Here is a 12,580-nt window from a genome sequence, read left to right as displayed (position 1 = left end):
ACTTATTTTTCCTCGCCGGCGTGGGTAATCAGCCAGCAGTTGTGAATCTGGGCATTACGGGCGAAATCCGGCGACAGGGTTTTGGCGGTGATCTCTCTGGCATTCAGCCCCAGCGCCGCCAGCCCGGCCAGATCCATTTTGAATCCCCGTTTGTTATTCGAAAACATAATGGTGCCGCCGCGGCGCAAAATGCGCTGCAGATCCGCCATTAATTGCAGATGATCGCGCTGGACGTCGAAGGTATTTTCCATCCGCTTGGAGTTGGAGAAGGTCGGCGGATCGATGAAGATCAAATCAAACTGCTCGCGGCAGTCCCGCATCCAGGACAGGCAATCGGCCTGAATCAGCCGGTGCTGGCGTCCGGACAGCCCGTTGAGCTGCAAATTGCGCTCCGCCCACTCCAGATAGGTGCGTGACATGTCCACCGTCGTGGTGCTGCGCGCGCCGCCCAGCCCGGCGTGCACACTGGCGGAACCGGTATAGGCGAACAGATTGAGGAAATCCTTCCCTTTACTCATTTTGCCCAGCTCACGCCGGGCGATGCGGTGATCGAGAAATAACCCGGTGTCAAGATAGTCGGTCAGATTGACCCAGAAACGGGCGTTGTATTCCGTTACCTGGAAGAAGTCGCCCTTCTGCGCCAGCTTCTCATACTGGCTTTTCCCTTTCTGGCGTTCGCGGGTTTTCAGCACCAGCGCGCCGGTCGGGAGCGCAAGAACGCTCAGCGTTGCGCTGATGATATCAAACAGGCGCTGGCGGGCCTTCTGCGGATCGACGCTTTTTGGCGGCGCATACTCCTGCACCACAACCTTGTCGGCATAGCGATCGATAGCCACGTTATATTCCGGCAGATCGGCGTCATAAATGCGGTAACATTCAATGCCCTCCTGCTTCGCCCATTTATCCAGCTTCTTCAGGTTTTTACGCAGACGGTTGGCAAAATCCGCAGCGATTTCGCCCGAAGCGACATGCTCACGCCCTTCCGCCGCCGCCAGGCGGTAGTTTTTTTGCACGCAGTCGAGCGGGCCATTTTTTGCCTTAAACTGACGTTCAGCACGCAGTTGCAGGCAGCTCAGCAGTTCGGGCGATGCGCTGAACAACGAGAGCTGCCAGCCGCCGAACGCGCTTTTCATAATCCGCCCCAGCGTACTGTGCAGGGCGATCAGCGCCGGTTCGCTCTCCAGGCGCTCGCCATACGGCGGGTTGCTGACAACGGTGCCGACCGGCCCCTGCGGCAGAGGATTTTGCAGACGGGCGACATCGCCGGCCTCAAAAGAGATCACTTCGCCAACGCCGGCCCGGCGGGCGTTGGCGCGCGCCAGATCGATGACCCGGCGATCAACGTCAAAACCGAAAAAGCGCGACGTCGTCTCCTGCAATCCGCGCCGGGCGCGCACCTGCGCTTCGGCCATTACCTCGCGCCACAGGACTTCATCATGGCCCTGCCAGGCGCTGAAGCCCCAATGTGTACGCCGCAACCCCGGCGCCCTGTCGCTGGCCATCATCGCGGCTTCAATTAACAGGGTTCCTGAGCCGCACATCGGATCAACCATCGGCGTGCCCGGCTGCCAGCCGGAGCGCATCACCACCGCAGCGGCCAGCGTTTCTTTCAGCGGCGCCTGGCCGGTGCCTTCACGGTAACCGCGCTGATGCAAACCTTCGCCGCTCAGGTCCAGATAAACGGTCGCCATTTCGCGCTGTAAAAATACGCTGATACGAATGTCGGGATTCTGTTTTGCTACGGCCGGACGCACGTTCAGCTTACGCATAAAGCCGTCGACGATGGCGTCTTTGGTCTTCAGCGCCCCGTACTGACTGTTGCGGATCTCATCATTGGTGCCGGTAAAATGCACGGCGAACGTTTTATCCACGCTGAATACCTGCGGCCAGTTGACCGCCTGTACGCCCAGATAAAGATCCAAATCGCTGTATACCTTGAATTCACCCAGCGGCAATAAAATACGCGACGCCAACCGGCTCCACAGCAGGCTGCGGTACAGCAGGCGTTCGTCGCCCTGGAAATACACGCCGCCCTGCGTCAACTTACATTCCTGGGCGCCCAGCGTTTCCAGTTCGGTTTTCAATAACTCTTCAAGGCCGCGTGCGGTGCTGGCAAACAGAGATTTCATACTATTCGTGTCACTATAAATAAAGTTGTGGCGCATTATAGCTAATCCCGACCGCATGTCATAAAGTTGCTGCTTTCAGTTTACCGGTCCGGGATTATCATGCTCACATTGTCAAAGCTGTTCATTCATCCTGTTAAATCTATGCGAGGTATACAGCTTTCACAGGCTCAGGCAACATCCTCCGGGCTGTCTTTCGATCGTATCCTGATGGTGACAGAGCAGGACGGCACCTTTATTACCGCACGCCAATACCCGCAGATGGTGACGTTTACCCCGGCCCTGTTGCCGGACGGCATCGCCATTACCGCGCCGGACGGCGAGGCGGTCATAGCACGCTGGCAGGATTTTGCCGCGCAGGCGATGCCGACTGAAGTCTGGGGCAACCACTTCACCGCGCGCATCGCGCCCGACGCCATTAACCAATGGCTGAGCCGGCAATTACAGCGCGACGTGCAACTGCGCTGGCTGGGCACCGAGCCCAGCCGCCGGGTTAAGCGCTACCCGGAAGTCCCGCTCACTTTTGCCGACGGCTACCCTTATTTACTGATTAATGAAGCGTCGTTCCGGGAGTTGCAACGGCGTTGCCCGGCCTCGGTGCGCATTGAGCAGTTCCGGCCCAATCTGGTGGTCAGCGGCGCGCCGGCGTTCGCTGAGGACGGCTGGCAAACCGTGCGCGTGGGCGGCGTGACGTTCGATCTGGTCAAACCGTGCAGCCGCTGCGTGCTGACCACCGTCAATATCGAACGGGGGCGCAAGCACCCTTCCGCCGAACCGCTGGCGACCCTGCAAAGCTTCCGCACCGCCGATAACGGCGACGTGGATTTCGGGATGAATATGATCGCGCGCAACAGCGGCATTATTCGTCAGGGCGATGAGGTGGAGGTGTTAGCGACCAGGCCGCCACGCCCTTACCATGCGGGCGAAACAACGGAAAACCTGGAAGCACCGGCTGCGCAGGCGCATGACGTGCAGATTGACTATCAGGGCAACGTTTTTACCGGTAATAATCAGCAGTTGTTGCTGGAGCAGTTGGAAATGCAGGGGTTCCGCATTCCTTATTCTTGCCGGGCGGGAATCTGCGGCAGTTGCCGGCTGACGTTGGAAGAAGGTGAAGTCACGGCGCTCAAGCAAAGCGCGGTGAGCGATAACGGAACAATTCTGACGTGCAGTTGCATACCTAAAAGCAATATCCGGCTCGCCTGAAATGGCCCCGTTGCGCCGGAAAATATATCCGGCGCGTTATACCGCCTGTGGCAAATTCTGATGACGGGAATGCTCGACTACCGTCACCGGCAACAGACGATCGTGCATAACTTTAATCGCATCGCCCAGTTGCATGGCGCGCCCGGCCAGCACCAGTTGCGGCTGAGCCAGCAGGCACAGGCTGGCGTTATCCCCCGCTTCAACCACCAGCAGGCTGGCGTATTCCGCCGACGCTTCAACATGCACCGCCACGCACTCGCCGACGCCGGGACGTATAGCCAGCGTTTGCTGATTGAAATGCCAACTTTTCGGCATCAGCGGTTTTAAGAAACGGTTCGCCACCAATGCATTTAATACCAGCTCGGCACATTGCTGCCGCGTTAAACCTATTCTGCGGCAGCACTCGTCAAACTGATAATAGAGCGCTGCATCGTCAACGCAAAAAGCGCTTTCACCAAACGCATCCGGCGTTAACATCTTTGCCGGAAAGCGGGATCGAAAAACCATTCCGTTCGCTAAATCGAGCATTAAACGATCGTGCTCTTCATCGAAATACCAACGCCAATTATCATCGGGTTTTATGTTCATCGCTTTTCCTTTTACTGCATAAACAACGCCGCTATTACCAACGCGGTTGGAATAAGCCTCCTGGCATGGACAAACAACTGCGTTATCGGACAGGTGAAAATATAGACTACCCCGGGGAATAAATAAACCCCCGGGATAGGAATGGCGGAAATACAGGCAGAAATTTAGAGGTAGTTAACGATATCTTTCACTAATCCGGGACCTTTAAAGATAAAACCGGAATAGATTTGAATCAGGGTTGCACCGGCGTCGAGTTTTTCCCGCGCGGCTATTAGGGAATCAATTCCGCCCACGCCGATAATCGGTAAACGTCCCTGAAGTTCTGCGGAAAGTAAACGAATCACTTCCGTGCTGCGTGACTGGAGCGGACGCCCGCTGAGCCCCCCGGCTTGCTCACAATAATTCAGTCCGGCAACCAGTTTCCGGTCAAGCGTCGTATTCGTGGCAATTACACCATCAATATTATAACGGACTAACGCATCGGCTACCTGGATCAATTCTTCATGTGAAAGATCCGGCGCGATCTTAACCGCCACAGGAACATATTTGTGATGCTTTTGGTGTAACTCCGCCTGCTTCGTTTTTATCGCGCCCAATAAATCATCCAGCGCTTCGCCATACTGTAAACTACGTAACCCCGGCGTGTTGGGAGAAGAGATATTGACGGCAATATAACCCGCATAAGAATAGGTCTTTTCCATGCAAATTAAATAATCATCTTTACCGTTTTCAACCGGCGTATCCTTATTCTTGCCGATATTGATTCCGAGGATCCCGCCGAAATGGGATTTCTTCACGTTCTCGACCAGATTATCAACCCCGTGGTTGTTAAACCCCATCCGGTTAATTAACCCTTCCGCCTCCACGATGCGGAATAAACGCGGCTTATCATTTCCCGGCTGCGGGCGCGGCGTTACCGTACCGATTTCAATGGAACCAAATCCCATTGCCCCTAATGCGTCAATACATTCGCCGTCTTTATCCAGGCCGGCGGCCAGGCCCAGCGGATTTTTAAACGACAGCCCCATGCAGTTTACCGGCTTTGCGGCAACGGACTGACGGACGAGAAATTCAAGGGGAGTGCCGGTAATACGGCGTAATTGCTGGAAGGTAAATTCATGCGCCCGTTCCGGATTAAGCTGGAACAACGCCTTTCTGATGAGCGGGTAAAACATGTTATCTCCTGAGTCCCGGTGCAAACCGGGGGCGTATTATCAGTGATTTGCCCGTTGAAGGGAATTGATTAAAAACAAAAAGCATTCAATCAGCGCAAACGTTTACCTTTTCTGCCGGGCCTACGGCCCATATTCCCCTCTGATATACAAAAAAGGAATAAAAAATCAAAAAATAAGATTTATAAGAATAAATTTAGACCTGCTAGGGTTAATAGCATTCTGTTATCGATTTCAAAACAATAATTCATTTATGGAATAAGGAGTGCAGATGTTAGTCATAACCCTCGCCGGCAGCCCGCAAAAAAACTCCCGTTCTTCAGCGGTGCTTAACTTCGCCCATCAATGGCTGGCAAGCCGCGACGTCAACGTCGCGTCCTACGGTCTGCAAAACTTTTCTGCGGAAGAGCTGCTTGGCGCCAATACCGCCAGCCCCCGTGTGCAGTCGCTGATTAACGCCTTAATCCACGCAGACGGCCTGATCGTCGCGACGCCGGTTTATAAAGCCGCCTACTCCGGCGCCCTGAAAACGATCCTGGATCTGCTGCCGGAGCGCGCACTGGAACACAAGGTCGTTCTGCCCATCGCTACAGCCGGATCGCCGGGGCATCTGCTGGCGCTGGACTATGCCCTGAAGCCGGTATTGAGTGCGCTGAAAGCGCAGGAGGTGCTGCACGGGATCTTCGCCGATGACAGTCAGATTACCCGCAACGATCAGGGCATGACGTTTTCGCCGTCGCTGCAACTGCGCCTTGATGAAGCCCTGAACACGTTTCTGCATACGCTGGAACGCCGCCGTACATCATCATTCACGCCGGCCATTGCGGCCGTTTAATCAGGGAGAACGCACATGAAGTCCATTCGCCTGCTGTTTTCCCTGCCGTTGCTGTTTGGCCTGTGGAGCGCCTCTGCACAGGCCAGCGCACAGGATCCCGCACAGCTACGTATCGGTTATCAGAAAGGGTCCGTTAATCTGGTGCTGGCCAAGGTCAACCGGCAGTTAGAGAAGCGCTTCGCCGACACCCGCATCAGTTGGGTCGAGTTTCCCGCCGGTCCGCAAATGCTGGAGGCGCTCAACGTCGGCAGCATCGACTTCGCCTCTACCGGCGACATTCCGCCGCTGTTCGCCCAGGCCGCCGGCGCGGATCTGGTTTACGTCGGGGTTGAGCCGCCCAAGCCTAAAGCCGAAGTCATTCTGGTGACGGAAAACAGCGACATTAAAACCGTCGGTGATTTGAAAGGCCATAAGGTTGCTTTCCAGAAAGGCTCCAGCTCGCACAACCTGCTGTTGCGCGCATTGCGGGAAGCCGGCCTGAGCTTCAGCGACATCACGCCGGTTTACCTCACGCCGGCGGATGCCCGCGCGGCGTTCCTGCAGGGAAATGTTGATGCCTGGGCTATCTGGGACCCTTACTACTCCGCTGCCTTATTGAACGGCGGCGTGCGGGTGCTGAAAGACGGCACGACGCTGAACCAGACCGGCTCCTTTTATCTCGCCAGCCATGACTACGCGCAGCGCTACCCGGCTTTCATTTATGACCTTCTCGATCAATTGACCCAGGCCGATGCCCTTACCCGCAGCCAGCGCGCGCAAAGCATCACGCAACTTGCTGCGGCGATGGGCCTGCCCGAACCGGTGATCGCCAGCTATCTGGATCATCGCCCGGTCAGCGCGATCCACCCCATTGATGAGCATACCCGCAAGGCACAACAACAAACTGCCGATCTGTTTTACCAAAATCACCTGCTGCCTTCCCCGGTCGATATTTCCGGGCGCATCTGGCAGCCGAACGCCGACGTTAAGTCATAAGGCTTTTTCTCAAGGAAAATTAAGGAGCAGCACATGAGTCTGAACGTATTCTGGTTTCTTCCCACCCATGGCGATGGCCGCTACCTCGGCAGTACGCAGGGGGCACGCGCGGTCGATCACGGCTATCTGCAACAGATCGCGCAGGCGGCAGAACGTCTCGGCTTCGGCGGCGTATTGATCCCAACCGGTCGTTCCTGTGAAGATTCCTGGCTGGTGGCGGCTTCGCTGATCCCCGTCACCCGGAGCCTGAAGTTTTTGGTCGCCTTACGTCCGGGCATCATTTCCCCTACGCTGGCCGCGCGCCAGGCCGCAACGCTGGATCGCCTCTCCGGCGGGCGCGCCCTGTTCAATCTGGTGACCGGCGGTAATCCGGAAGAGCTGGCGGCGGAAGGGCTATTCCTCGATCACGACGAACGTTACGAGGCCTCCGCCGAGTTTACCCGCATCTGGCGCAGCCTGCTGGAAGGCGAAACCGTGAACGTTAAGGGCAAGCACATCCGGGTCGACGATGCCCGGCTGCTTTACCCGCCGGTGCAGCAACCGCGACCGCCGCTCTATTTCGGCGGATCGTCCGACGCGGCGATCGATCTGGCGGCGGAGCAGGTAGACATGTACCTGACCTGGGGGGAGCCGCCCCAGCAGGTGAAGGAAAAAATCGCGCAGGTGCGTGAGAAAGCGGCCCGTTTCGGTCGCCGCGTGCGCTTCGGCATTCGTCTGCACGTTATCGTACGCGAAACCACGGAGCAGGCCTGGCTGGCGGCGGACGATCTGATTGCCCATCTGGACGATGCCACCATCGCCAAAGCGCAGGAAGCCTTCAGCAAAACGGACTCCGTGGGTCAGCAACGCATGGCCGCCCTGCACGGCGGGCGCCGCGATCGTCTGGAAATCAGTCCCAACCTGTGGGCCGGCGTTGGACTGGTGCGCGGCGGCGCGGGTACCGCATTGGTCGGGGACGGCCCGACGGTGGCGGAACGGATGCACGAATATGCGGATCTGGGGATAGACACCTTTATTTTGTCCGGCTATCCACACCTTGAAGAAGCCTACCGGGTGAGCGAGCTGCTGTTTCCTCATCTGTCGCTGGCGACGTCCCCGCCCGTCACGCTGGAACCGCAGGGCGAAATCGTCGCCAATGATTTCATCCTGCGCAAAGCGGCGCAAAGCTGAGGAGAAATGCGATGCACAGCACTCCATGGTACAACGCCTTATGGCGCAGCCGCCTGGTTCCCTGGCTGATTCCCCTGGCGTTGTTGCTCGCCTGGCAGCTCTCAGTGCAAGCCGGCTGGCTCTCCAGCCGGATCCTGCCCGCCCCTGCCGCCGTGGCCGAAGCGGCCTGGCGACTGACCGCCAGCGGCGAACTGGGGCACCATCTGTTAATCAGCACCGGGCGCGCCCTGTTGGGGTTCATCATCGGCGGCGGGCTGGGGCTGCTGCTCGGGCTGATCAGCGGCCTGTCACGTTGGGGAGAGCGTCTGCTGGACAGTTCCATCCAGATGCTGCGCAATATTCCGCACCTGGCGCTGATCCCGCTGGTTATCCTGTGGTTCGGCATTGATGAAAGCGCCAAAATTTTCCTGGTGGCGCTGGGCACCCTGTTCCCCGTTTACCTGAACACCTATCACGGCATCCGCGGCATCGACGCCGGGCTGCTGGAAATGGCCCGCAGTTACGGTCTCAACCGCCGTCAGATGTTTACTCAGGTCATTTTGCCGGGCGCCCTGCCCGCCATTATGGTCGGCGTGCGCTTCGCGCTCGGCTATATGTGGCTGACGCTGATCGTGGCGGAAACTATTTCCGCCAATTCCGGCATCGGCTATCTGGCGATGAACGCGCGCGAGTTCCTGCAAACCGACGTGGTGGTGGTCGCCATCATTCTTTACGCCCTGCTGGGCAAGCTGGCCGACGTCAGCGCCGTTCAACTCGAACGTTTGTGGCTGCGCTGGCACCCGGCTTACCAACCCGCAACCGGAGAAAACTTATGATCGGCTCCCTTTCCGCGACCCCGATTTCCGCGGGGATCCCCGTAACGCTGGAGAACGTCACCAAATATTACGGCCAGCGCCGGATTTTACAGGACGTCAGCCTGCACGTTCCCGGCGGTCAGTTTATCGCCGTCGTCGGGCGCAGCGGGTGCGGCAAAAGTACCTTGCTGCGCCTGTTGGCCGGGCTGGAGCAAGGTTCGTCCGGCCACCTGCGCAGCGGCAATGCCGGTCTGCTCAGCCAGCGCCGGGATACCCGCCTGATGTTTCAGGATGCCCGCCTGCTGCCCTGGAAACGGGTGATCGATAACGTCGGGCTGGGGCTGCACGGCGAATGGCGCGGGCAGGCGCTCGCCGCCCTGGATGCCGTCGGGTTGGCCGAACGCGCCCATGAATGGCCGGCCGCGCTGTCGGGCGGGCAAAAGCAGCGGGTCGCCCTGGCGCGCGCGCTGGTGCACCGCCCACGGTTGCTCCTGCTGGATGAGCCGCTCGGCGCACTGGATGCGCTTACGCGCATTGAAATGCAGCGCCTGATAGAACAGCTCTGGTTGCAGCATAAATTTACCGTCTTGCTGGTCACGCACGACGTCAGCGAAGCCGTTGCCCTGGCAGACCGGGTTATTCTGGTGGAGCAAGGCGGCATCGGGCTTGATCTTACCCTTGATATCCCCCGGCCGCGGCGACGCGATCAGGAAGCGCTGGCCCGCGCCGAAGCGCACATACTGGCCCGCGTGATGGGAGAAGAGGAAGTGGCGGCACCGCAGGAGAACATTGCGTTCTCCCGCTGACAAAAAAATACCGGGCGTCATGCCCGGTATTTTCTTTAACGCGCTGATCCGCTAATCAGGCTTCCAGCGCTTTGGTGATCTTCTCGAACAGATCGCCGGACAGGTTTTCCAAGCCTTTCAGTTCCTCCAGCGCCTTACGCATCAACACCTGACGCCCTTCATCGTAACGTCCGAGGCGGATCAGCGGTTCAATCATGCGCGCAGCCACCTGAGGGTTACGGGTGTTCAGATCCTTCAGCATTTCGACCAGGAAACGGTAGCCGGAACCGTCTTTGGCGTGGAACGCCGACGGGTTCGCCGATGCGAAGGCGCCGATCAGCGAGCGGATGCGGTTCGGGTTACTCATGCTGAACGAACGGTGCTTCAGCAACGCCCTGACCTGGCTCAGCACATCCTGCGCCGGGCTGGTGGCCTGCAGAATAAACCATTTATCCATCACCAAGCCGTCCTGATGCCAGCGATCGTCAAACGCTTTCATCAGGCGATCGCGCGAAGGCAACTGCGCCGCCACCGATGAAGCCAGAGCAGCCAGCGCATCGGTCATGTTGTCGGCCTGATCGTATTGCTTGCTGACCAGCTCATCCGCCTGGCTAATGTCTTCGCCGAAGGCCAGATAATGCAGGCAGACGTTACGCAGCGTACGTTTGGCGATGTCCGCATGATCGATGCGGTAGACCGGCGTTTGGTTGGCGCGGTAAACCGCCAGCCACTCATCCGCCATTTCCTTCGCCAGCAGACGGGTAACCGCCGTATGCACCGCAGCAATGGCTTCAGGGTCAATAACCGGGAACCACTCCGCCATTTCGTTTTCGGAAGGCAGGCTGAGGATCTGCGCCGCCAGCGCCGGATCCAGGTTTTCATCGAGCAGCACGCCGCGGAAGGCGTCCACGACGTGGATCGGCAGTGATAACGCCTGCTGTTCGCGGAATTTCGCCACGTTCAGGCGCACATATTTGGCGATCAGCATCTGCGCGGCATCCCAGCGGGCGAACTCGTTGCGCGCATGGCGCATCAGGAAAGCCAACTGCTGGTCGCTGTAGGGATAATCCAGCTTAACCGGCGCCGAAAACTCCCGCAGCAGGGACGGGATCGGCTGATGGGGAACGTCGTCGAAGGCAAAACTCTGCTCGGACTCCGTCACGTTGAGCACGTTGCTGACCGGCTCGCCGTCGGCCACCAGCGGGATAACGTTGCCCTGCTGGTCATACAGTTCGATATCCAGAGGAATATGCAGCGGCAGCTTCTCTTTCTGATCCGCCGTGGGCGGCGTGTGCTGGGTGACGTACAGCCGGTATTGCCGCTGGCCGGCGTCGTATTCATCGCGCACCATCAGCGACGGCGTGCCAGACTGGCTGTACCAGCGGCGGAACAGGGTAAGATCGACGCCGGACGCGTCCTCCATCGCCTGGACGAAATCGTCACAGGTGGCCGCGCTGCCATCATGGCGTTCGAAATAGAGCCTCATCCCCTTCTGGAAATTCGCTTCGCCCAGCAGAGTATGCATCATGCGAATCACCTCTGCGCCCTTCTCATATACGGTCAGGGTATAGAAGTTATTCATTTCAATCACTTTATCCGGGCGAATCGGATGCGCCATCGGACTGGCGTCTTCCGCAAACTGCGCGCCACGCATTACGCGCACATTGCCAATGCGGTTGACCGCCCGCGAGCCGAGATCCGAACTGAACTCCTGATCGCGGAACACCGTCAGCCCCTCTTTCAGGCTGAGCTGGAACCAGTCGCGGCAGGTGACGCGGTTACCGGTCCAGTTGTGGAAATATTCGTGGCCGATCACCGCTTCGATGCCCAGGTAGTCTTTGTCGGTCGCGGTTTCTGCCTTCGCCAGCACGTACTTGGCGTTGAAGACGTTCAACCCTTTGTTTTCCATCGCCCCCATATTGAAGAAATCGACGGCGACGATCATATAAATGTCGAGATCGTACTCCAGGCCGAAACGTTCTTCGTCCCACTTCATGGCGTTCTTCAGCGACGTCATCGCCCAGCCGGCGCGATCGAGGTTGCCGCGATCGACGTAAAGCTCCAGCGCCACGTCACGGCCGCTGCGGGTGACGAAGGTATCGCGCAGCACGTCGAAGTCGCCGGCCACCAGCGCGAACAGGTAGCTGGGTTTCGGGAACGGATCTTCCCACTGCACCCAGTGACGCCCATCGTCCGTCTCGCCCTGCGCCACGCGGTTGCCGTTCGACAGCAGGTAAGGATAGCGGGCTTTGTCAGCCACGATGCGGGTACGGAAACGCGCCAGAACATCGGGGCGATCCAGATAATAGGTAATATGGCGGAACCCTTCGGCCTCGCACTGGGTGCACAACGCATCACCGGAGACATAGAGTCCTTCCAGCGCGCTGTTTTCAGCCGGATGAATCAGGTTGACGATGGTCAGCGTAAAGCTGTCCGGCAGGTTGTTCAGCGTCAGCGTGTTGTCTTGTTCGGTATAGTCTTCCCACGGGCGATCGTTGACGTGCAGGCTTTTCAGCGTCAGGTCTTCACCATTCAGCACCAGCGGCGCGCCGGCGGCGCCCTGCCGTTTAACCTGGCTTATCGCCGTCACCTGCGTATTGTCGGGATCCAAATCAAAATCCAGCGACAGATCGGTAATGGTAAAATCCGGTGCCCGATAATCATGACGATATTTAGCTTGCGGTTGATGTGTCATAGCTACCCTTGTGCGTTTCATCGGAAGGCGGATTATGGCCGCATGATGACCGGTCGATCCCACTGGCGGGATAACCGGCGTTTAGCTAAATTTTAACATACCGATCGTAAAACCGAAGCGTTATATCCCCGGTCATGCGCGATGTTGTTTGCGCGATGTTGTTAATGCATTGATGATGCGTATGCATGCCACCGCGCCCGGTCCTTAACGCCGGTGTTTCACGCACGCAGCAGA

Annotated in this window: 10 protein-coding genes; 6 read left to right on the top strand and 4 right to left on the bottom strand. The window is 58.1% G+C overall.

Annotation, left to right across the window (positions count from 1 at the left end; all coding sequences use genetic code 11):
• Window positions 1-2 precede the first annotated feature (2 nt).
• Window positions 3-2,129 (bottom strand): bifunctional 23S rRNA (guanine(2069)-N(7))-methyltransferase RlmK/23S rRNA (guanine(2445)-N(2))-methyltransferase RlmL, encoded by a 2,127-nt coding sequence (gene rlmKL / locus C8D90_RS16000; protein ID WP_115459465.1) that lies wholly within the window; start codon window positions 2,127-2,129, stop codon window positions 3-5.
• A gap of 99 nt (window positions 2,130-2,228) precedes the next feature.
• Here rlmKL and C8D90_RS15995 point away from each other — a divergent pair, with 99 nt between their 5' ends.
• Entirely contained in the window at window positions 2,229-3,332 is a 1,104-nt protein-coding gene (locus C8D90_RS15995; protein WP_115459464.1) for a YcbX family protein, read from the top strand.
• Window positions 3,333-3,368: 36 nt separating this feature from the next.
• Here the strand turns inward: C8D90_RS15995 and C8D90_RS15990 are convergent, their stop codons facing one another.
• Window positions 3,369-3,920: a cell division protein ZapC gene (locus C8D90_RS15990; RefSeq protein WP_115459463.1), complete on the bottom strand. Its 552-nt coding sequence runs from the start codon at window positions 3,918-3,920 to the stop codon at window positions 3,369-3,371.
• Between the two features lie 164 nt (window positions 3,921-4,084).
• Entirely contained in the window at window positions 4,085-5,095 is a 1,011-nt protein-coding gene (pyrD, locus tag C8D90_RS15985) for a quinone-dependent dihydroorotate dehydrogenase (RefSeq protein ID WP_115459462.1), read from the bottom strand.
• A gap of 268 nt (window positions 5,096-5,363) precedes the next feature.
• Between pyrD and ssuE the strand changes: the two genes are divergently transcribed.
• The 5 genes from ssuE to ssuB are packed head-to-tail and all read left to right on the top strand — an operon-like array spanning window position 5,364 to window position 9,672.
• Window positions 5,364-5,927: an NADPH-dependent FMN reductase gene (gene ssuE, locus C8D90_RS15980; RefSeq protein ID WP_115459461.1), complete on the top strand. Its 564-nt coding sequence runs from the start codon at window positions 5,364-5,366 to the stop codon at window positions 5,925-5,927.
• Window positions 5,928-5,942: 15 nt separating this feature from the next.
• Window positions 5,943-6,902, top strand: coding sequence for a sulfonate ABC transporter substrate-binding protein (locus C8D90_RS15975; RefSeq protein WP_115459460.1), 960 nt, complete (start codon window positions 5,943-5,945; stop codon window positions 6,900-6,902).
• Window positions 6,903-6,935: 33 nt separating this feature from the next.
• Window positions 6,936-8,072: an FMNH2-dependent alkanesulfonate monooxygenase gene (gene ssuD / locus C8D90_RS15970; protein WP_115459459.1), complete on the top strand. Its 1,137-nt coding sequence runs from the start codon at window positions 6,936-6,938 to the stop codon at window positions 8,070-8,072.
• Window positions 8,073-8,083: 11 nt separating this feature from the next.
• Window positions 8,084-8,887 carry an aliphatic sulfonate ABC transporter permease SsuC gene (gene ssuC, locus C8D90_RS15965; RefSeq protein WP_115459458.1) on the top strand — a complete coding sequence of 268 codons (804 nt, stop codon included), beginning with the start codon at window positions 8,084-8,086 and terminating at the stop codon, window positions 8,885-8,887.
• Window positions 8,884-9,672 (top strand): aliphatic sulfonates ABC transporter ATP-binding protein, encoded by a 789-nt coding sequence (gene ssuB / locus C8D90_RS15960; RefSeq protein ID WP_115459457.1) that lies wholly within the window; start codon window positions 8,884-8,886, stop codon window positions 9,670-9,672. The genes ssuC and ssuB overlap by 4 nt, the downstream gene beginning before the upstream one ends.
• Window positions 9,673-9,727: 55 nt before the next feature.
• Here the strand turns inward: ssuB and pepN are convergent, their stop codons facing one another.
• Window positions 9,728-12,346: an aminopeptidase N gene (gene pepN / locus C8D90_RS15955; protein WP_115459456.1), complete on the bottom strand. Its 2,619-nt coding sequence runs from the start codon at window positions 12,344-12,346 to the stop codon at window positions 9,728-9,730.
• Between the last annotated feature and the right edge of the window lie 234 nt (window positions 12,347-12,580).

Origin of the sequence: Enterobacillus tribolii (genome assembly GCF_003363015.1) — a bacterium.
GTDB lineage: Bacteria > Pseudomonadota > Gammaproteobacteria > Enterobacterales > Enterobacteriaceae > Enterobacillus > Enterobacillus tribolii.
This window is presented reverse-complemented; position numbering and strand designations above follow the sequence as displayed.

Bases quoted from the DNA above. Each gene is read 5' to 3' on its own strand.
- rlmKL (WP_115459465.1), bottom strand. From the start codon at position 2,129: ATGAAATCTCTGTTTGCCAGCACCGCACGCGGCCTTGAAGAGTTATTG.
- C8D90_RS15995 (WP_115459464.1), top strand. From the start codon at position 2,229: ATGCTCACATTGTCAAAGCTGTTCATTCATCCTGTTAAATCTATGCGA.
- C8D90_RS15990 (WP_115459463.1), bottom strand. From the start codon at position 3,920: ATGAACATAAAACCCGATGATAATTGGCGTTGGTATTTCGATGAAGAG.
- pyrD (WP_115459462.1), bottom strand. From the start codon at position 5,095: ATGTTTTACCCGCTCATCAGAAAGGCGTTGTTCCAGCTTAATCCGGAA.
- ssuE (WP_115459461.1), top strand. From the start codon at position 5,364: ATGTTAGTCATAACCCTCGCCGGCAGCCCGCAAAAAAACTCCCGTTCT.
- C8D90_RS15975 (WP_115459460.1), top strand. From the start codon at position 5,943: ATGAAGTCCATTCGCCTGCTGTTTTCCCTGCCGTTGCTGTTTGGCCTG.
- ssuD (WP_115459459.1), top strand. From the start codon at position 6,936: ATGAGTCTGAACGTATTCTGGTTTCTTCCCACCCATGGCGATGGCCGC.
- ssuC (WP_115459458.1), top strand. From the start codon at position 8,084: ATGCACAGCACTCCATGGTACAACGCCTTATGGCGCAGCCGCCTGGTT.
- ssuB (WP_115459457.1), top strand. From the start codon at position 8,884: ATGATCGGCTCCCTTTCCGCGACCCCGATTTCCGCGGGGATCCCCGTA.
- pepN (WP_115459456.1), bottom strand. From the start codon at position 12,346: ATGACACATCAACCGCAAGCTAAATATCGTCATGATTATCGGGCACCG.